This is a genomic window from Photobacterium kasasachensis (assembly GCF_050336885.1).
GTDB lineage: Bacteria > Pseudomonadota > Gammaproteobacteria > Enterobacterales > Vibrionaceae > Photobacterium > Photobacterium kasasachensis.
In genome coordinates this window covers 341,312-360,341 of record NZ_JAKJSH010000006.1, presented here as the reverse complement: position 1 = coordinate 360,341, position 19,030 = coordinate 341,312, and the positions used below count along the sequence as shown (strand labels likewise).

The following is a 19,030-nucleotide window of genomic DNA, read 5'->3' as shown; positions in this document are numbered from 1 at the left end:
ATCTTGAGTACGTCAAAATTGATAAAAATCAAGGGAATTTTTTTTTATCCCGATAATTTTTCCCTCGGATTTTATTTGATTTTTTCTATTATATTGGCGCATCTGTCTAAATCAGTTAGTGAACGCTAACATTTTTTTTGCCATCCCCATGTTATCCACAGGCGGTTAAAAATTACCGCCTTGCCAAACAGCCCTTTCATCACTATCTTGTAACCCCATAAGCTCAACACCCCAATATATAGTGTTTTCGTTTCAGCGCAGGAAGTGAACAAAGATCACAATCTTTGCTACTCTTAATGTGAAAGTTGCAAAAAACACTGTTATTCAAGAAATACTGGGAAAAAGACCAAAAATGAATCAACAGCTAACTGTTACCAAGCGTGATGGACGCAAAGAAAGTATCGATTTGGAGAAAATCCACCGAGTGATCACCTGGGCTGCCGAAGGCCTGGAAAATGTCTCCGTATCACAAGTCGAGCTAAAATCTCACATTCAGTTTTACGAAGGGATCAAGACTGAGGATATTCACGAAACCATCATCAAAGCAGCAGCTGACTTGATTTCAGAGGAAACGCCTGACTATCAGTACCTTGCTGCACGTCTTGCTATCTTCCACCTGCGCAAGAAAGCCTATGGTCAGTTCGAGCCCCCAAAACTTTTTGACCACGTTACGAACCTTGTAGAAAAAGGTAAGTACGACAACCATTTGCTCGAAGACTATAGCAAAGAAGAATTTGACCTGATGGACAGCTACATTGACCATTGGCGTGATATGAACTTCTCTTATGCCGCTGTTAAACAGCTGGAAGGCAAGTACCTGGTTCAGAACCGTGTAACAGGCGAAATTTTCGAAAGCGCCCAATTCCTGTACATGATGATTGCTGCCTGCCTGTTCGGCAAGTATCCGAAAGAAACCCGTCTTGGCTACATCAAGCGTTTCTATGATGCAGTATCAACATTCAAGATTTCACTACCGACACCTATCATGTCAGGTGTACGTACCCCGACACGCCAGTTCAGCTCCTGTGTACTGATCGAATGTGACGATAGCCTGGATTCAATCAATGCCACAGCAAGCTCAATCGTACGTTACGTTTCCCAGCGTGCCGGCATCGGTATCAACGCTGGCCGCATTCGTGCTCTTGGCTCGGAAATTCGTGGCGGTGAAGCCTTCCACACCGGCTGTATCCCGTTCTACAAATATTTCCAGACTGCCGTAAAATGTTGCTCGCAGGGCGGTGTTCGTGGCGGTGCCGCAACCCTGTTCTATCCAATTTGGCACGGTGAAGTCGAGTCATTACTGGTTCTTAAGAATAACCGTGGTGTTGAAGAAAACCGCGTCCGTCACATGGACTACGGTGTTCAAATCAACAAGCTTATGTACACGCGCCTTATCAAGGGTGAAAGCATCAGCCTGTTCTCACCATCAGATGTTCCTGGCCTGTACGATGCGTTCTTTGCCGACCAGGACGAATTTGAACGCCTGTACGTGAAGTACGAGCAAGACAGCAGCATCAAGCGCAAGACCATCAAGGCCATTGAGCTATTCTCGCTGCTGATGCAAGAGCGTGCGTCAACAGGCCGTATCTACATTCAGAACGTCGACCACTGCAACACCCACAGCCCGTTTGATCCGGCTGTCGCACCAATCCGCCAGTCTAACCTGTGCCTGGAGATTGCACTGCCGACCAAACCGCTGAACAACGTTGAAGACGAGAACGGCGAAATTGCCCTGTGTACGCTGTCCGCGTTCAACCTTGGTGCCATCGACTCGCTCGATGATCTTGAAGAGCTGGCAGAACTAACGGTTCGCGCGCTGGATGCCCTGCTTGATTATCAGGACTACCCGCTTCCGGCTGCACGCCGTTCAACCATGAACCGTCGTACCCTGGGTGTCGGTGTGATTAACTTTGCCTACTACCTGGCGAAAAACGGTGTTCGCTACTCAGACGGCAGCGCAAACAACCTGACTCACCAGGCATTTGAAGCAATGCAGTACTACCTGCTGAAAGCATCTGTCGGTCTGGCAAAAGAGCAAGGCGCGTGTCCTTCATTTAACGAAACCACCTATGCCCAGGGCATCCTGCCTATCGATACCTACAAGCAGGACATCGATAAGATCTGTAGCCAAGAGCTTCACTACGACTGGGAAACGCTGCGCGAAGAGATCAAAACACACGGTCTGCGCAACTCAACCCTGTCTGCCCTGATGCCATCTGAGACCTCCTCTCAGATCTCGAACGCAACCAACGGTATCGAGCCACCACGTGGTTTCGTATCAGTCAAGGCATCGAAAGACGGTATCCTGAAGCAAGTCGTACCTGAGTACAGCAAGTACAAAGACAACTACGAGCTACTTTGGAACATCGGCAGCAACGACGGCTACCTGCAGCTAGTCGGGATCATGCAGAAATTCATCGATCAGGCGATTTCAGCCAATACAAACTACGACCCGAGCATCCAGCCGGGCGGCAAAGTACCAATGAAACTCTTGCTAAAAGACCTGCTGACAGCGTATAAACTCGGCGTGAAAACCTTGTACTACCACAACACCCGCGACGGCGCTTCAGACAGCCAGGGTGATGCAGGCGCAGATGACTGCACCAGCTGCAAGATTTAACTGAATTGAAACGATGGGAGCTTAAGCTCCCATCGATGTTGAGGATATGATGGCGTATAGTACTTTTTGTCAAACCAATAACGATCAGCTAAAAGAACCGATGTTCTTCGGCCAGTCAGTCAACGTTGCTCGTTATGACCAACAGAAGTTTGAAATTTTCGAAAAGCTGATTGAAAAACAGCTTTCTTTCTTTTGGCGTCCTGAAGAAGTGGACGTTTCAGGTGACCGTATTGATTACAACAACCTGCCTGATCACGAAAGACACATTTTCATCAGCAACCTGAAGTACCAGACGCTGCTTGATTCGATTCAGGGCCGCAGCCCGAACGTTGCGCTACTGCCAATTGTTTCGATCCCGGAGCTTGAAACCTGGATTGAGACCTGGTCGTTTTCAGAAACGATCCACTCGCGCTCGTATACCCATATCATCCGCAACATTGTGACAGATCCGGCGATTGTATTTGATGATATTGTTGGCAACGAACACATTATCAAGCGTGCCGGCGATATTTCGAAGTACTATGATGACCTGATTGCCGCCACCAGTGATTATCATCGCCTGGGCGAAGGGACTCATACCATCAATGGTCAAACCGTTACGGTTAACCTGCGTGATATCAAGAAGAAGCTCTATGTCTGCATGATGTCGGTCAATGCCCTGGAAGCGATCCGCTTCTACGTCAGCTTTGCCTGCTCATTCGCTTTCGCCGAGCGCGAGTTGATGGAAGGTAATGCCAAAATCATCAAGCTGATTGCTCGCGACGAAGCACTTCACCTTACTGGCACCCAGCATATCCTGAACCTGCTGCGTACCGGTCAGGATGATCCTGAGATGGCTGAGATCGCCCAAGAGTGTGAGCAAGAGTGCTTCGATATCTTCAAAGAGGCTGCCGAGCAGGAAAAAGAGTGGGCGGAATACCTGTTCAAAGATGGTTCGATGATCGGTCTGAACAAAGACATCCTGTGCCAGTATGTCGAATACATTACCAACCTGCGCATGAAAGCGGTTGGCCTTGAGCATGCTTATCCGGGTGCTACGCAAAACCCAATTCCGTGGATTAACTCATGGCTATCTTCGGACAACGTTCAGGTTGCCCCGCAGGAAGCTGAGATCAGCTCATACCTGGTCGGTCAGATTGACAACGACGTCAGCGCCGACGATCTGGGTGATTTCGAGTTATGAGTCAATTAACCATCAAGGTTAACGGACAGACGGTTTACGGCAACAGCCGTGAACCGTTACTCAACCAACTGGAAAAAGCCGGACTACAACCTGAGTTCCAGTGCCGAAACGGCATGTGCGGTGCGTGCCGCTGCAAATTGAAGGCCGGTGCCGTCAATCAGGATGATGTGATGGCTTTTGTCGCCCCTAACGAAGTCTTGGCTTGCTGCTCGGTGCCCAAGAGCAACCTCGAGATTGAATTCGATTACCTGCTGGCAGAAAACCCACAGGCCGACCAACAAGCCGCCAACAGCTAGCAGCTGACTACGACACCAACTCGACCTCTTCACTCAGCGTAGGCCGCTTGAACGTCTTCAGCCATTCCAGCAATGTCCGCTGCGGCATCGGTTTAGCATAATAAAACCCCTGGTGATAGTTCACCCCTCGCTGCAGCAGGCTCTCTGCCTGCTGGACTGTTTCCACACCTTCGGCGATGATCGACATATCTAGGCGACGAGCCAGTCCTATCATCGAATCCAGAAGCGGAATGGCGGTGCCTTCTTCCACGAGTTCCTTAATAAAGACCTTGTCGATTTTAACCACATCAAACGGAAAACGTCGGATCAAATCAAGCCCTGAGTAACCGGTGCCGAAATCATCCACTGCAATTCGAAAACCACAGGCCTGAAGCCGGTTGAGCTGGGCGATAACAGTCACCATCTCCGACTCCGAAAATGCCAGCTCCTCGGTCACCTCCAGAAGCAAGTGCTTGGTGATCAGCCTGTCGTTATTGCAACGCTGGCAGATACGATCCGCAAACTCGTGATCGAGCAGTGAGTGACGGCTAATATTCACCGACAGATAACGCGACTCCATCAGAGCTTCATTGTCTCGAATAAAATCGATAGCCGTGTCGAGTACGAAATCGGTTAGCGCGGAGATTTTTCCCAGTTGCTCGGCCAACGGAATAAATATTAGCGGCGAAATCATCCCATGAACCGGATGTTGCCAGCGCAATAGCAATTCAAAGCCCAGGGGCTTATCGATACGGGGATCAACGATTGGCTGGAAGTAAACTTCCAGTTCGCGATTTTTTAGTGCCCACTCAAACGTGGCCGGCAAAGACTGGCGTAATACCCTGCGGTGGCTCGCATAGGCATAAATCAGACTAAAGACACTGCCAAGCAGTATCGATATCCAGTACTGCTCTATCAAGTAATGTAATTTAAACCGCGGCGTCACCAGAAATTCAAGCTCTAGTGGATACTGGGGTGAAGAAAAATTCAAGACACTCACCTGATGCCTTGCCTCATTAACATCAATGCTATTGTGAGCACTCAGGTGGGGCTTTCCGGCAACGGTAACAACAAAGGGTAAATTATCAAACTGCAGCCCTTTCCCGACTAGCTCAGTAAGAACATCGGGCGGGATCAGTGCATTCGCCCCCATGCCATCCTGACCACGCAGGTATATAAAAAAGGATTGGGTCTTCCCCGTTTTCGCCCGGGTTAAAGAAAGTGTTCTGCTGCCTGCGGTTTCCGGCCAGCGCGCAATCGTACTGGGAAAAATACGTATCGATGTCCGGCCAAGGTTACTGGTACAGTATACTCTGTTGTCCTGGTTAATCAGGCCTATCTCTTTCACACGATATGAAAGAAAAACCGTTTTACGCAGCGCCCCGACATCACCCGGCGTACAGGCCATATTGTCCATCAGCAACGGCTGAAGACTCGCAGCAGTATTATCAACAAAACTATTAATTCGAGATAGCGCATCTTCACCCAATATCGAAAGATCCGCATGGAGCTTCCAGAAATAAAAGGGCAAACTAAGAAAAAATGTCAGTAAATAAATAACAACCACATCCCTAAATAAGGAGCGGTTAGTACCTGTCTGATTTCCTAAACCTTTTCGCTTCGATGTTTTATTATTCCGTTTTATCATTATCACCATGCATCCAAGCCAACTTGTTTAGTTATTTTTCATTAAAATATGGAAGTGATGTCTAATTTTTATCTTTATAATGGGGATACTACATACTATTTCGGCAAATAAAAAGAGCGGATCAAACGAACAGTTCAAATATGATATTGACCTTATCATAGCAATGATAATATTCACATATTTTTGCAACCGACACTAAGTTGCAAGCATTATTTTTTGCGATAAATATATCTTTTTACTTTAGATTTCAGCCCATATCCATATGAAACAAATACAATTTATTGTTTATTATAATGATAGTTCTATTAGTAATAGGGTCATTAGAATAAAAAATAAAAGCTGCCAAATGACAGCTTTAAATAACAATTTAACTTATTAAAGCGAGAGAAATACTTCCTGCTCTGTTGCCAGTGATTCATACTGGCCGATAACCGGACATTGATCCAAATACCTTCTCAGCATATCTAGCATGACAGTGGCAATGACACTGCGCTTGGCACGGTGATTATAGTTACGTTTAGGCGTGATCCGTTGTGCCCAACTCCCCGTCGGGGTCGACAGCGCTACAATTACTCCCCCGTCATTACACGCTCCCGATACCAATGCCAGTTGAGCTCCCACTTCTTCACGAACGGCAGCGGCTACCGCCGCGACTTCTTCCGGGCTTTCGCTTTCTAAGTCTGGCTCTGCCGACATTGTCCAGGCCTGCTGTAAGGCACCTCTGCTCTCGTCATGATCCTGCAACCAATTTGCTAGCCAGCCGCCGGTAAAATGCTCAACAACCGTCAGACGCTGATCGGCCGCCACCAGCTTTTGACCCACATGTTGCACCAGGTCGACATCAACACTGACAACATTATCGCCTAACAACTCAATCATCTGCTGCTGTACCAAAGCAGCCTGCTCGTTAGCTCGCGGCGTAAATAACTTTACTTCAATAAATGGAAGCGAAGAGCGGTATCCCACTTCAAACCCGGCAGGCAACTGCACGGAAGCCAGCGTTTGACCGATCCCTGACTCAGACAGACCAAAGGTGTAAAAACGATGGCAGTCAAGCGCATGAACAGTGTCAAACTTTGACTTAAGACGGGGCAGAATTTCCTCCTGCGTCATCTTCTTAAACTCACTGGGCACACCGGGCGTAAAATAGACCCATGCCCGATTAAGCTTGATCGCAAAACCACAGGCTGTGCCAATTGGGTTCTCGAGCAATTCAGCCCCTTCAGGCAGCATTGCCTGCTTGAGGTTTGTTTTAGGCATCTCCCGTCCGAGTGCCTGATACTTGGCTTGCATCTGCCGGACCCAGTAGTCCGACTGCTCCAGGCCTGAATCAGCAGCAATAGCAGCCGCCTGAGCAGTTAAATCATCCGTTGTCGGCCCGAGCCCACCGTTAACCACCACAATGTCAGCCGTTAGGCTACAATGCTCAATTTCAGCCGCTAAGTCTTCAAGCTTATCGCCAACTGTCGTTCTGCGGGACAAAGGAAAACCATGTTGAAAAAACAAACGCGATAGCCATGCGGCATTTGAATCGACAATATCCCCATGCAGTACTTCTTCCCCGGTACTGATCATTGCTACTTGCAGCATGCTTTCCCTCTTTTTGTCATGATGATCGGTATCTAATACACCTTATACCCAAGCTACCTCAAGATGCTAGTTTCAGCGAGAATTACTTTACTACTAGGTCGAGCCGCGCAGGCCAGGCACAAATATAAAGTTGATTTTATAGCCGGCCCCACGCTTTGGTGTTTTTTGTAAAAGTCAACACCCTCACTCACCCACCACCCTAGCTGTAAAGCAAAATTTACAACCAAAAATACAATTGTTGACAGTCAGTATCACTACCTTTAAGGTAGCAGGCAGTTTCAATCAGGAGCAGGCTTCGGATACGCAGGCTGTTTAACTATAGAAAGGTCAAATAACGTGAAAACTCACTTCATCTACACCGACTATCGATAGCCACAGTGGCACGAACAGGTGTAAAGAATAGTTACCACTCGGTACTCAGTATTCATCTCGCTTCCGCCATTGTGGCCATTTCTCTACCGGGAGATAAGAGCACAGGTATGCACCTATCAAACAACAGCCATCTCCCCCCACTAACTAGAACTAACAACAGGGAAATTTAACGCAATGACCATGAACAAAACACTCGGCAGCACATTGATTATTGCCGGAACCACCATAGGTGCCGGTATGCTAGCACTGCCACTGGCATCTGCCGGACTTGGCTTTGCCACAGCGACACTTCTCATGTTCGGTATCTGGGCCCTGATGATTTACACCGCGCTGCTCATGCTGGAGGTCCACCAGCACGCCGATCAGAATGCAACGTTGCATACCCTAGCCCACCAGTTACTGGGACGGAAAGGCCAGGTCATTGCCAGTTTTGCCATGTTGTTCCTGTTCTACTCTCTCTGCGCGGCATACATTGCCGGTGGCGGAGCCCAGCTCAATGACAAGCTAAACAACTGGATGGGAATGCATGTCGGCCCGCAAACCGGTACGATTATTTTTACTCTGCTGATTGCTTCGGTCGTTTCGGTGGGTACTCACTCGGTTGATATGGTGAACAGGATCCTGTTTGCCCTCAAGATTGTCGCGCTTGCTACCATGCTTTTCTTGCTGGCACCACACGTACAGGGCGGACACCTCGTTGATATGCCAGTCCAAAAAGGCCTGTTGCTTTCTGCTCTGCCAGTCATATTTACGTCTTTCGGTTTTCACGGCAGCATTCCGTCCATCGTTCGCTACGTTGGCCTGGATATGAAAGCGCTGAGGAAAATCATGATTGTGGGCTCGGCAACGCCGTTGATGATCTACGTTTTCTGGCAGGTTGCCAGCCAGGGCGTATTGAGCCAACCCGATCTGTTGGCCAGTACCACGCTTGGCACTTTCATCGCGACGCTAAGCCAGATGCTACACAACCCAATGGTAAGCCAGTCGGTGTCTGTCTTTGCTGATCTGGCACTGGCAACCTCATTTCTAGGCGTAAGCCTGGGATTGTTTGACTTCCTGTCTGACAGCCTGAAGCGCGGTAACCAGATTAAAGGTCGCCTGCAGACAGCCCTGGTCACTTTCGTGCCGCCTCTGGGTTTTGCCCTCTTCTACCCGCAAGGGTTTATTATGGCGCTGGGTTTTGCTGCCATCGCCCTTGTGATCCTGGCAATTTTCTTGCCTGTCGCTATGGTAAAGGCTCAACGCAAACAGCGTCCGAGCAGTGAAACCGACTACCAGGTAAGTGGTGGCTCTGCAGCACTGGCGCTTGTCACCGGTCTGGGGATCATGATCATCTCGGCTCAGTTCCTGCAAATGGCCGGCATCATTCCAGCCGTAGGTTAATAGATAGCATCAGGTTAATAACGCAAGGTATATAGACGCCAGATTAATAGACAGATACATAAATAGGCTGACAATCTAATGGGCACCCACTTATTGCCAGCTTGTTACAACTATAAGGCTTGCACATGCAAGCCTTATTCATTATCAGCGATAACAATAAACTTTGCAGGCAAAATTCACCATCTAACGCCAATCGCCGCGAAAAACCAAAAACAATAAGTATTTCCTCTAGGAATTTCCCCCCATTTCAGCAATACTCTTGCCCGTCCTTAACCCCACCCTGATTTCGTTAATTCGGAGCGTACCTTGCGCACTACACACTTGTCCTCTGCGATGCTGGGCTGCTCGCTAAGCATGTCTGCTTTGGCATGGAATGATGTTACGGCATCCTACGATACCTATACCCAACCTTTATTTTTGCACGCTTATACCGAGACGGTTCAGTACTCGGCCTCAAGTTCAGCCCCTCTCCTGGCTGCCGATACTGACAACGAGCTGAAGGAAGCTCCTCTGCCGCTGCACCTATCGGGCTCGTCTGAGAAAGACTGGGACTATTTGCTGGGCCAGTCGTATACCATTCTAGGACTTAGCGTTGCTACCGTCGGGCTAATGACACTGTTGCCGGAGAGTGTGACAAACTGGGACGAAGAAGATCGTAACCTGAGTAACCTTGGGAAAAAATGGTGGGACAATGTCAGTGCAGGGCCGGTTTGGGATGAGGATGCGCACTATCTTAACTACATTATGCACCCTTACTTTGGCGGGGTTTATTATACTGCGGCCCGCCATTCTGGCTTCAATGAGTGGGAGTCGTTCTTATATTCCGCAACGATGTCGACGTTCTTCTGGGAGTATGGAGTAGAAGCGTTTGCCGAGGTCCCTTCCATCCAGGATATCATCGTAACACCGTTATTCGGTGCCGCCGTGGGTGAATGGATGTACCAGACCGAAGCCGATATTACTGCCAACGGCGGCGAGGTGATGGGATCAGAGAGACTGGGGAATGTCAGCCTGTTTCTGCTAAACCCTGTCGGTCATATCCATTATTGGATGACGAACTGGTGGGAAGGCGATACCGAGGTAAGCTTCACCTATACCCCTTGGTTTGGTAACACAGAAGCAGCCAACTTCGCCCTGGACGCCGGCGCAAACTACGATAGCGCCTTTATCGGCCTGCAAGTCAGGCTCGACCTGAACTAGCCGACACAACCGCTTAATATATGGTGATTTTTTAGGCATGCTCCGACATAATATGGTTTCTGTAAATTGTCACACATAGGCTGAGATGGATTTAGGAATATTACTGGCGATGACGCTGATTTTTATCGGCTCGTTCGTACAAAGTTCAATAGGTTTTGGACTGGCGATAGTGACCGCACCTATCCTATTTCAAATTTCACCCAGCTATGTCCCGGCCCCCATTACTGTCGTGGCGCTTTTCCTGTCCATCATCAATGCCAGCCATCACAGGGCAACCATTTCCCTGAAAGGATTGTGGATGGCGTTCATCGGCCGGGTGCCCGGTTCGGTGGCTGGCGCATTTCTGCTCTACTGGGTTGACGCTAACCAATTGTCGCTTTGGCTGGGCGTGCTGGTGATCCTCGCCGTGGCTGTCAGTTTGCTCCCTTTCCGTATTCAGCCAACGCCTAACAGAATGATGATTGCCGGCTTTTTTTCCGGCTTCTTTGGTACCAGCTCCGGAATCGGTGGACCACCAATGGCGCTGTTGCTACAGCACCAGGAGGGTAACTTAATCAGAGCCAACCTGTCGGCCTTCTTCGTGGTCAGCAGTTTGCTATCTTTGATCGTCCAGGTCCCGATCGGCTACATGACCATGCACCATTTTTATCTGTCATTACCGCTGCTTCCTGCTTCCTATCTCGGGTACAAGGTCGCAATGCGCTATATAAACCGGATCCCCAAAAAAACCGTTCGCCAGGCCTCGTTGGCTATTTGCTTTGTGTCGGGGATAACGGCCATTGTCTCGGCCCTTTCTTAAAGGGACTATGGATTAAAGGAATTCTGGATTAAAGGGATTCAGGCATCCACTCTGCGTGAATTAATATATTCCTTGGCGTGATCGGCTTGGAACAAAAAGTACCAACGGACACCTGATATCCCGACTCTTCCATATAGCAAGCCCGGTCGTACACCAGCCACATTTCCAGCGGGCGCCTGAACAACTGGCGTACTAACTCCATTCGCTCCACAAGCGCAAAACGATTCTCACCCATCTGCTGCCAGTATTGATAGTCAATACCCGCTGGCAGAGTAACTTGCTTCTTGTCGGCTGCCCAACGGCAAAATTCCTCAAATCCATCATTAAGCTGGGCTTTCTGGACATTTGGTACAGGCATATAGTCATCACAACCTCGTACAAACCGTTGTAAGCTGTCAAAACCGAGACGAAAACTCACTTCGACAAAGCGCTGTTTGCGCACACGCTGGCCTGCTGTCACGGTCTCCTGCAACGGCAACCTCAAGTCATGCTTACCTAAAGTCAATGTGCTTTGCCGGCCGATCCGAGACAGTGGCTGATAATGACTCGCTCGGATCAAATGATAGCAACACGGAGAGATACTTACGGCCCGGCCTTGCTTGGCAGCCACACGCTGCAATAACGATACATGCAAATCCCCACAAGCGTGGAGGGCAACCGCATGTTGCTGTGAGCAGATATGCTGTTCGCTGGCCGGATCAAAGGCATCACCCTGGACAAAATCAATCGGCAACTCAAGCTTACGGGCTGCTGCCTCCCCTTCTTCACACAATGCCTGTTGCCATTCCAAACTGGTAACCGCTGTGCCGTGGCTCGCGGCCAGCACCCGGCCTAGATGCCCTTTGCCGGCACACCACTCAAGCCAGGGCAATTCCAGCGCCGGGATGACTTGGTTAAATGCGGTGATCTGCTGCCACTTTCGTCCGGGGATCCCAACATCCAGTCCTTTAGGCAAAGACTTTTGCTGACTGGGATAAGACTCGGTCATCGCAAGCTGATACAACTCCGGGCCATCAGGGATCCACTCGGCTAATGCCTGTGACAATGCGTCGCCCTCTTCGATATAGCGTGCAATCGCCTCGTCATCCAACGACAACAGCCACTGGCAAAGCCCGGGATGGCTTTGCGTCCAGACCAGTTGATTTGAGGCAAACGGCATGAACTGCCAAAACTCGCGATTTGAGGTTAACAGCGTATCAAGGCGGCGATACAGTGGGGAATACCCTGTCATGAAACGACTACTCTCAGGCAAAATGGGATCAGCCCGGCATTCTATACCAATTGCCGCTATCTTTACGCATTGTTTTAATCAAAAAGAAAGGGCCGCACAAGTGCAGCCCTTATAACGCGTTGTCATGTTACTACTTAACCGGCAAATCCATGCTCGAGAACATCGCCTCGATTTCGGCGTTGGTTTTCAGTGTCACCGCCTGATCAACCACATTTCGCGTCAGATGCGGGGCGAATCGTTCCATAAAGTCGTACATGTAAGTTCTAAGGAAGGTACCCTTCTTAAAGCCAATCTTGGTCGTGCTGGCTTCAAAGATATGGCTGGCATCTATCGCCACCAGATCGTCATCGGTTGCCGGATCCATTGCCATACTGGCAATCACGCCAACCCCGATCCCCAGTCGCACATAGGTCTTTATCACATCAGCATCTGTCGCAGTAAATACGATTCTTGGCGTCAGCCCCGAACGGTTAAATGCGCTGTCCAACTCTGAACGACCGGTAAAACCAAAGACATAAGTTACCAACGAGTAGGCAGCCAGGTCATGAATCGTAATTTCGGACTTCTTGGCCAGTGGGTGATCGGCCTTGACGACAATGGAGCGATTCCAGTGGTAACAAGGCAGCATGATCATATCTTGATATAAATGCAGCGCCTCGGTGGCAATGGCGAAGTCTGTGGTGCCCTTCGCAACGGCATCAGCAATCTGGGATGGCGTACCCTGGTGCATATGTAACGAGACTTTAGGGTACCTTGCAGTAAAACCCTGAATCACTGAAGGCAGGGCATAGCGGGCCTGAGTATGCGTTGTGGCAATATTCAAGGTTCCGATTTCCGGGTGGGTGTGCTCGCCCGCGACTGACTTGATACTCTCGACACGTGATAAAATGTCACGGGAAATTCGGACAATGTCCTGACCGGCAGGTGTCACCTTGGTCAGATGCTTACCACTACGCTCGAAAATTTGGATCCCCAGCTCATCTTCAAGCAAACGAACCTGCTTACTGATGCCGGGCTGAGATGTGTATAAGCTCTCTGCTGTAGAAGAGACATTAAGGTTATGATTAACAACCTCAACAATATATCTTAACTGTTGTAGTTTCATGGTACCGCCCAACTTATAGTCCGTTACATCATATCAGTGCAACCATGTATTTCATCATGTTATATATCGAATCTCTTCATTTTCATAGCATTTCTTTACGATTTTACAGCATGTGAGCGCGGTTTTTGTTCAATATAAACCAAGAGCACATTTGGAATAGCGCCGATGCTCCGGATAAGCCAGACCCACTATGGATAAAACCGCTTATCTATCCGAGCATTAGCGACTAGTGTAGCAAAATTGACTGTCATGCTATGCCGTAATTGCCAGATAGTGTATCTTATAGGGCTCGACCAAACGCACGGAAGACAGACGTATCTTATGAGTATACCTTTAATGATTGGCCTCATTTCGTTGTTGCTGATACTGATTGTTGGATACAACATCATCATCCAGTATCGCCAACGTCTAGAAAGCGCGAAACACCAAGAGCTGGCCAAATTCATTGCTATCATTGATGCTACTGAAGATCTTATCGGTAACGCTCACCATTTGCCGTACAGCAAAGAACTTCTGGTGTGCCTGAACCAACGAATTTTGCACGCGCTGGAAAGCATGAGCGAAGCTGATCCTTCGGACAGAAACTTGCCTGCACGAATCAAAAATGTTGCCGAGCAAATCAACCAGCTCCAGCAGAATTATTCCAATGCCGATGTGGCGACCTTCAAAGTGCCAAGCACCGACAAACAGGCGATTGGGATGCTGCAACTTGTAAAACGCCTGAAAACCGTTATTAAAAGCGAACATAGCAAAGGTCGATTTGCTACTCAGGCTTTTGTGGCCGAAAATGCCCGCCTTGAAGGTATTCAGTTACGGATCAACATTGAAAACGTTATCAAGCGAGCCAACGATGCCCGCATGAAACGCCAGCTTGGTACGGCGAAACAGCTGCTTAAAAAAGGCATCGATGTACTAGCGAGCAAAAACGACAATTATGCCAATCAGACCCGCGATAAACTGCAAAAAATGCTGGGTGAAATAGACAGCAGCCAAAACCAGAACCATGAGCAGGAGCGTCAGCAGATCATCGAAAAAGAACAGGATGATTTGGATGTATTGTTCCAGCCTAAACGGAAATGGTAGGACGACAGCTTAAGTAAGTTTCCAAAACAAAGAACACCACAAACAAGGCCGCATAATGCGGCCTTGTTTTATTTACATCATCTATACCCAAGCCACTATCAGGCAGCCAGCGACTTAGTCGTCTTCAGCTTTTTTACCTTTTCATCGCCCTCTTCTACTCCTGCCTGATCACTGAGCACCTCCGCGAGCGTCGAACGGGACAATCGCCCTTCAACGTCTCCGTCCGCGTTGATGACCGGCAACGGGTGCTCGCTGTCTAGTGTTTCAGGGATCACCGCTTCCAGCAAGGCATCGGTATGAACTGCCGGTACACTGTCGAGCAATGACGGATCGATAGCCTTGTCATACTCGGACTGCTCGACACCCTCGAGCGTTTCCTGGGTGATCACGCCTTGATAGCCATCTTCGTTAATATAATAGCCGTAGTCATCCTTAGACTTGCGCATCTCGGCAAGTGCCTCACCGATAGTCTCGGCAGAAATACGGCAAACCTGCGGCTTCATGACCGTCTCGACGGTCAGTGCACGCGCCCGGTTTACGTCCTTCACAAAGGCTTCAACATAATCGTCAGCAGGATGGAGCAAGATATCAACCGGCTCTCCCTGCTGCACTAGTACACCATCACGCAAAATGGCAATACGATCACCAAGACGCAGCGCCTCATCCAGATCATGGGTAATAAACACAATTGTCTTGTGCAGTTTTTCCTGCAACTCGATAAGCTGATCTTGCATCTCGCTCCGGATCAGGGGATCCAGTGCCGAGAAGGCCTCATCCATCAGCAGGATATCGGCGTCGGTACACAAGGCTCTGGCCAGCCCGACACGCTGCTGCTGACCACCAGACAGATTAGCAGGAAACTGCTTGTCATAACCGTCAAGCCCTACGGTTTCTAACCAGTATCTCGCCTGCTTTTCACGCTCTTGCTTCGCAACACCCTGAATCTGTAGACCGTAGCCGATATTATCCAAGACACTACGATGCGGCATTAGCCCAAAGCGCTGGAATACCATCGACATCTTATGACGACGAAACTGCTGCAAGGCCTTATCGTCAAACGACATCACATCACTGCCTTCGACTTCTATCACCCCTGCGGTAGGATCTATCAAGCGATTGAAATGACGGATAAGGGTCGATTTTCCCGAACCCGACAGACCCATCACAACGAAGATTTCGCCGGGGTAGATATCCATATTGATGTCACTGAGTCCAACGGTATGCCCGGTTTCGGCCAGGATGTCGTCCTTGGACTTACCCTCTTTCACCTGCTGCAATACTTTACCGGCATTGGGACCAAAGACCTTGTAAAGGTTCTTTACCCTTATTAACGGGGTCTTTCGCTCTTTACTAGCCATGATCGTGGCCTCCTAAGTGCTGCTGAGTACGTTTGGCATAGCTTTGCGTGACCCGGTCAAAAATGATCGCCAACGCCACAATCGCCAAACCATTAAGCAGGCCTAGCGTAAAATACTGATTGGTAATGGACTTCAAAACGGGTTGTCCCAAGCCTTTAACACCAATCATAGAAGCAATTACCACCATCGCCAGTGCCATCATAATGGTCTGGTTGATACCGGCCATAATATTGGGCAGTGCCAGTGGCAGCTGAACACCCAGCAACCTCTGGGTCGGACTGGCACCAAACGCCGTGGCCGCTTCCAGCACCTCTTTATCCACCAGCCTGATACCAAGATTTGTCAATCTGATCACCGGCGGAATGGCATAGATCACCACCGCAATGACACCGGGTATCTTGCCTATCCCGAGCAGCATCACCACCGGGATCAAGTAAACAAATGCCGGCATCGTCTGCATGACATCAAGCATCGGCGTCACGACCGACTGCACCCGGTTGGAGCGTGCCATCGCGATGCCTATCGGCACCCCGAGACCAATAGCCACCAGAGTCGAGACCAGAATAATACTCATAGTCCGCATGGTGTTCTCCCACATCCCGAAAACACCAATCAGTACAAAGGCGACGATAACCCCAACCGTTAACTTCCAGGAGCGACTGGCAACATAGGCCAGTGCGGCAAGAACTCCGATAACCAGCCACCAGGGCGTGGCCAGCAATAATTTTTCGAAACCAATAAGAAAAGACAGCAGCGGGTCGAAAAACGCCTCGATACTGTCACCATATTCGCGGGAAAATGCTCGATAGGCACCATCCAACGTTTTGCGGATCTCCAGCAGCTGATGGCGGTCAAGCTGCGGAAATTCGGTAAACCAAGATTGATCAGACATAACCACTTAGATCCGATAGATTACAACAAGCCCGGCCTATAGCCGGGCACACTCCCACTACAGCTCCGACAGGGCCTGTTTCACTTTCTTCGCGACCTCAGGACTCACCCACTGGGTCCACGTTGACTCATACTCAGTCAAGAAGTGCTCCATCGTGATTTCACCGTCTGCCTGATAGTCTTCCATCCAGGCCAGCAAGGTGTTCATCTGCTGGTTGCCAAATGAACGCGACGACAGATATGCCAGTGCCTCTGGCGCTCGCTCGGCAAAGCTCTCAGTCACTACCGTATCAACCGGTGACGGCGGATACATGGTCGGCTTAGGATCTAAACATTCTTCCTTGGTAATACAGGCCCGATAATGGTCTTCATCAATGCCGCTACCGAAATCAACCTTCACCATCTTGTATTTACCCAATACGGCCGTCGGTGCCCAATAGTAGCCAAACCACGGTTCCTTGCGCTCGTAAGCTTTGGCAATAGCACCCGACAATCCGGCACCCGAACCCGGATCGATTAGCTCAAACCCGGCTTTATCCAGCTCCATAGCGTGGAACAGATTACCGGCCGTGATCTGGCAGTTCCAACCCGCAGGGCATCCCATAAAAGCTGATTTTTCAGGGTCTTCCGGATGTTCAAACAGCTGTCGGTTTGCCTTGATCCCAGCAATAGTCGCCAGGCTCGGATCTTTTTCAACCAAATAAGCCGGCACCCAGAAGCCTTCTTCTCCCCCATCCGACAGGGTTGCACCGGCATAACGCAAGCGTCCTTCCTTGACCCCGCGATCCAGTGCCGCCTTCATTGAATTACTCCACAACTCAGGCGCGATATCCGGTTCCCCTTTCTCAATCATCGAGGTACCTGTCGGCATTGTGTCGCCCGGTACCAACTCGGCATCACAGTCAAACCCGTGCTGAAGAATAAACTTATCCACGTTGGCAATCAGCGTAGCTGAATTCCAGTTCATATCTGCAATAGTGACTGTTCCACACTCTTCTGCCGATGCATTAAATGAGGCCGTAGCAAGTAAAACTGATGTTGCGAGAAGCTTTCGCATAACAATGTCCTTATTTCGAATTTCGGTCCTTCAGTTATCTGAAAGCATGGTGTTACAACATTTCAGTAACACACATGTTGTTAGTATACTAAGTAATTATGTGGTTATATGTAAAGTAACAACACTAAACAGCAGCAAGTTACGTTAGTTAACTCCAAACAAAAATAGTTAGTACTGTAATCATTTAAATGCAACCAAATGCCCCAAACCACTGTAACTCATTTAACATCTAGTCTAAAAAACTGCCTTTAGCTAGCCTCATAGTGCTCTATTCCAACACTATAGAACTCTATGCCAAGGCTTTGATTTGTTATACTCCCTGTCATAAAAGGGCTGATTTCAGTTCCAACGACAATAAACCAGAGACTCAACAAGAATTCCCATGAACGACACTCAGCGCATGATTGACGAGCTGTTATCGCCAATCAGACTATTTCTCCAGTGCGACACGCCCGAAAGCTGGATTGAAGAAGCCAGAAAACCAGAGAACCTGACGGCTCTCCTTGTCGACCATTGCAATTGTGAACTGAAAGCCAGCCAGACTGCCATGTGGCTAATTCGCAAATACGCAGTCGATGAAGGGAGCGGAAAGGAACTACTGGCATGGGCCAAGCCTTACGAGGACTTTGTCTATGGCAAAGCGCGCTGCACAGATGCTTTCCACGGCAAGAAAAACGGCCTGTCAGCCCCGCTGGTTCCAAAGCCTGGCTTCATTCACGGTCAGGAACTCATCGACAAGATGGTTCGGCTAATCAAAGAGGAGTTTCATCACTTCGAGCAAGTGCTGGAGATCATGGAGCAACGTGATATTCCCTACAACAACTTGCGTGCCGGTCGCTATGCCAAGGGGCTAATGAAAGTTGTGCGGACCCACGAGCCAGCAACCCTGATCGATAAACTGATCATCGGTGCCTATATCGAAGCCCGCTCCTGCGAGCGTTTTGCCAAGCTGGCCCCTTATTTAGATGAAGAGCTGAAGAAGTTCTATATCTCGCTGCTCCGCTCTGAAGCGCGCCACTATCAGGACTACCTGACACTGGCCGAGCAGATTGCGGGCGAAGACATCTCTGTCCGAGTGAAAGCGATCGGTGCCAGAGAAGCCGAGCTGATTAGCACTCCGGATAGCAGTTTCCGCTTCCACAGCGGTATTCCGGCCTTTGCTGAAGCAGGAGCCTGATGCTACCTCCCCTTAACAAGGAAGGCTGAGGAAGCCCATGAACGCCCTCCCCCCTCTT

General features: G+C 49.3%; 15 protein-coding genes. 8 read left to right on the top strand and 7 right to left on the bottom strand.

Annotated features, from left to right (window positions below):
• Nucleotides 1-352 precede the first annotated feature (352 nt).
• From nrdA to yfaE, 3 genes are read left to right on the top strand one after another with little or no spacing between them, the layout of a single operon-like run.
• Nucleotides 353-2,620, top strand: a complete 2,268-nt coding sequence (nrdA, locus tag L4D19_RS09315; protein ID WP_428452234.1) for a class 1a ribonucleoside-diphosphate reductase subunit alpha — start codon at nt 353-355, stop codon at nt 2,618-2,620.
• 49 nt (nt 2,621-2,669) lie between these two features.
• Nucleotides 2,670-3,803, top strand: a complete 1,134-nt coding sequence (gene nrdB / locus L4D19_RS09310; protein ID WP_428452324.1) for a class Ia ribonucleoside-diphosphate reductase subunit beta — start codon at nt 2,670-2,672, stop codon at nt 3,801-3,803.
• Nucleotides 3,800-4,099: a class I ribonucleotide reductase maintenance protein YfaE gene (gene yfaE / locus L4D19_RS09305; RefSeq protein WP_428452233.1), complete on the top strand. Its 300-nt coding sequence runs from the start codon at nt 3,800-3,802 to the stop codon at nt 4,097-4,099. Before nrdB ends, yfaE begins: the two co-directional genes overlap by 4 nt.
• 7 nt (nt 4,100-4,106) lie before the next feature.
• Here yfaE and L4D19_RS09300 read toward each other — a convergent pair whose 3' ends face one another.
• Together L4D19_RS09300 and L4D19_RS09295 are read right to left on the bottom strand one after the other, a co-directional pair.
• On the bottom strand, nt 4,107-5,726 hold the full coding sequence (locus L4D19_RS09300; protein ID WP_428452232.1) for an EAL domain-containing protein: 1,620 nt from the start codon (nt 5,724-5,726) through the stop codon (nt 4,107-4,109).
• 375 nt (nt 5,727-6,101) lie between these two features.
• The gene (locus L4D19_RS09295; protein WP_428452231.1) at nt 6,102-7,316 is read right to left on the bottom strand and encodes a CinA family nicotinamide mononucleotide deamidase-related protein; all 1,215 of its coding nucleotides are present in this window, start codon (nt 7,314-7,316) and stop codon (nt 6,102-6,104) included.
• Between the two features lie 546 nt (nt 7,317-7,862).
• Here L4D19_RS09295 and tyrP point away from each other — a divergent pair.
• The 3 genes from tyrP to L4D19_RS09280 all read left to right on the top strand — a co-directional run bounded on the left by tyrP (nt 7,863) and on the right by L4D19_RS09280 (nt 11,070).
• Nucleotides 7,863-9,071, top strand: coding sequence for a tyrosine transporter TyrP (gene tyrP / locus L4D19_RS09290; protein WP_428452230.1), 1,209 nt, complete (start codon nt 7,863-7,865; stop codon nt 9,069-9,071).
• Nucleotides 9,072-9,377: 306 nt separating this feature from the next.
• On the top strand, nt 9,378-10,271 hold the full coding sequence (locus L4D19_RS09285) for a DUF3943 domain-containing protein (RefSeq protein WP_428452229.1): 894 nt from the start codon (nt 9,378-9,380) through the stop codon (nt 10,269-10,271).
• An 85-nt stretch (nt 10,272-10,356) separates the two neighbouring features.
• On the top strand, nt 10,357-11,070 hold the full coding sequence (locus L4D19_RS09280; RefSeq protein ID WP_428452228.1) for a sulfite exporter TauE/SafE family protein: 714 nt from the start codon (nt 10,357-10,359) through the stop codon (nt 11,068-11,070).
• A gap of 28 nt (nt 11,071-11,098) precedes the next feature.
• On the opposite strand, the gene L4D19_RS09275 is transcribed toward L4D19_RS09280, so the two are convergent.
• Together L4D19_RS09275 and cysB are read right to left on the bottom strand one after the other, a co-directional pair.
• Nucleotides 11,099-12,301, bottom strand: a complete 1,203-nt coding sequence (locus L4D19_RS09275; RefSeq protein ID WP_428452227.1) for a methyltransferase — start codon at nt 12,299-12,301, stop codon at nt 11,099-11,101.
• 130 nt (nt 12,302-12,431) lie between these two features.
• Nucleotides 12,432-13,406 (bottom strand): HTH-type transcriptional regulator CysB, encoded by a 975-nt coding sequence (gene cysB / locus L4D19_RS09270; protein ID WP_239412706.1) that lies wholly within the window; start codon nt 13,404-13,406, stop codon nt 12,432-12,434.
• A 321-nt stretch (nt 13,407-13,727) separates the two neighbouring features.
• Here cysB and L4D19_RS09265 point away from each other — a divergent pair, with 321 nt between their 5' ends.
• Entirely contained in the window at nt 13,728-14,489 is a 762-nt protein-coding gene (locus tag L4D19_RS09265) for a DNA repair protein (protein ID WP_428452226.1), read from the top strand.
• A 98-nt stretch (nt 14,490-14,587) separates the two neighbouring features.
• On the opposite strand, the gene L4D19_RS09260 is transcribed toward L4D19_RS09265, so the two are convergent.
• Genes L4D19_RS09260 through L4D19_RS09250 form a run of 3 tightly spaced genes read right to left on the bottom strand, consistent with a single transcriptional unit; the run spans nt 14,588 to nt 17,795 of the window.
• Nucleotides 14,588-15,847 (bottom strand): quaternary amine ABC transporter ATP-binding protein, encoded by a 1,260-nt coding sequence (locus tag L4D19_RS09260; RefSeq protein ID WP_428452225.1) that lies wholly within the window; start codon nt 15,845-15,847, stop codon nt 14,588-14,590.
• Entirely contained in the window at nt 15,840-16,739 is a 900-nt protein-coding gene (locus L4D19_RS09255; RefSeq protein ID WP_075766564.1) for an ABC transporter permease, read from the bottom strand. The genes L4D19_RS09260 and L4D19_RS09255 overlap by 8 nt, the downstream gene beginning before the upstream one ends.
• 57 nt (nt 16,740-16,796) lie before the next feature.
• Nucleotides 16,797-17,795: an ABC transporter substrate-binding protein gene (locus tag L4D19_RS09250; protein WP_075766565.1), complete on the bottom strand. Its 999-nt coding sequence runs from the start codon at nt 17,793-17,795 to the stop codon at nt 16,797-16,799.
• A gap of 382 nt (nt 17,796-18,177) precedes the next feature.
• Here L4D19_RS09250 and miaE point away from each other — a divergent pair, with 382 nt between their 5' ends.
• A complete protein-coding gene (miaE, locus tag L4D19_RS09245) occupies nt 18,178-18,972 on the top strand; it encodes a tRNA isopentenyl-2-thiomethyl-A-37 hydroxylase MiaE (protein ID WP_428452224.1) in 795 nt (264 codons plus the stop codon).
• The last annotated feature ends 58 nt before the right edge of the window (nt 18,973-19,030 follow it).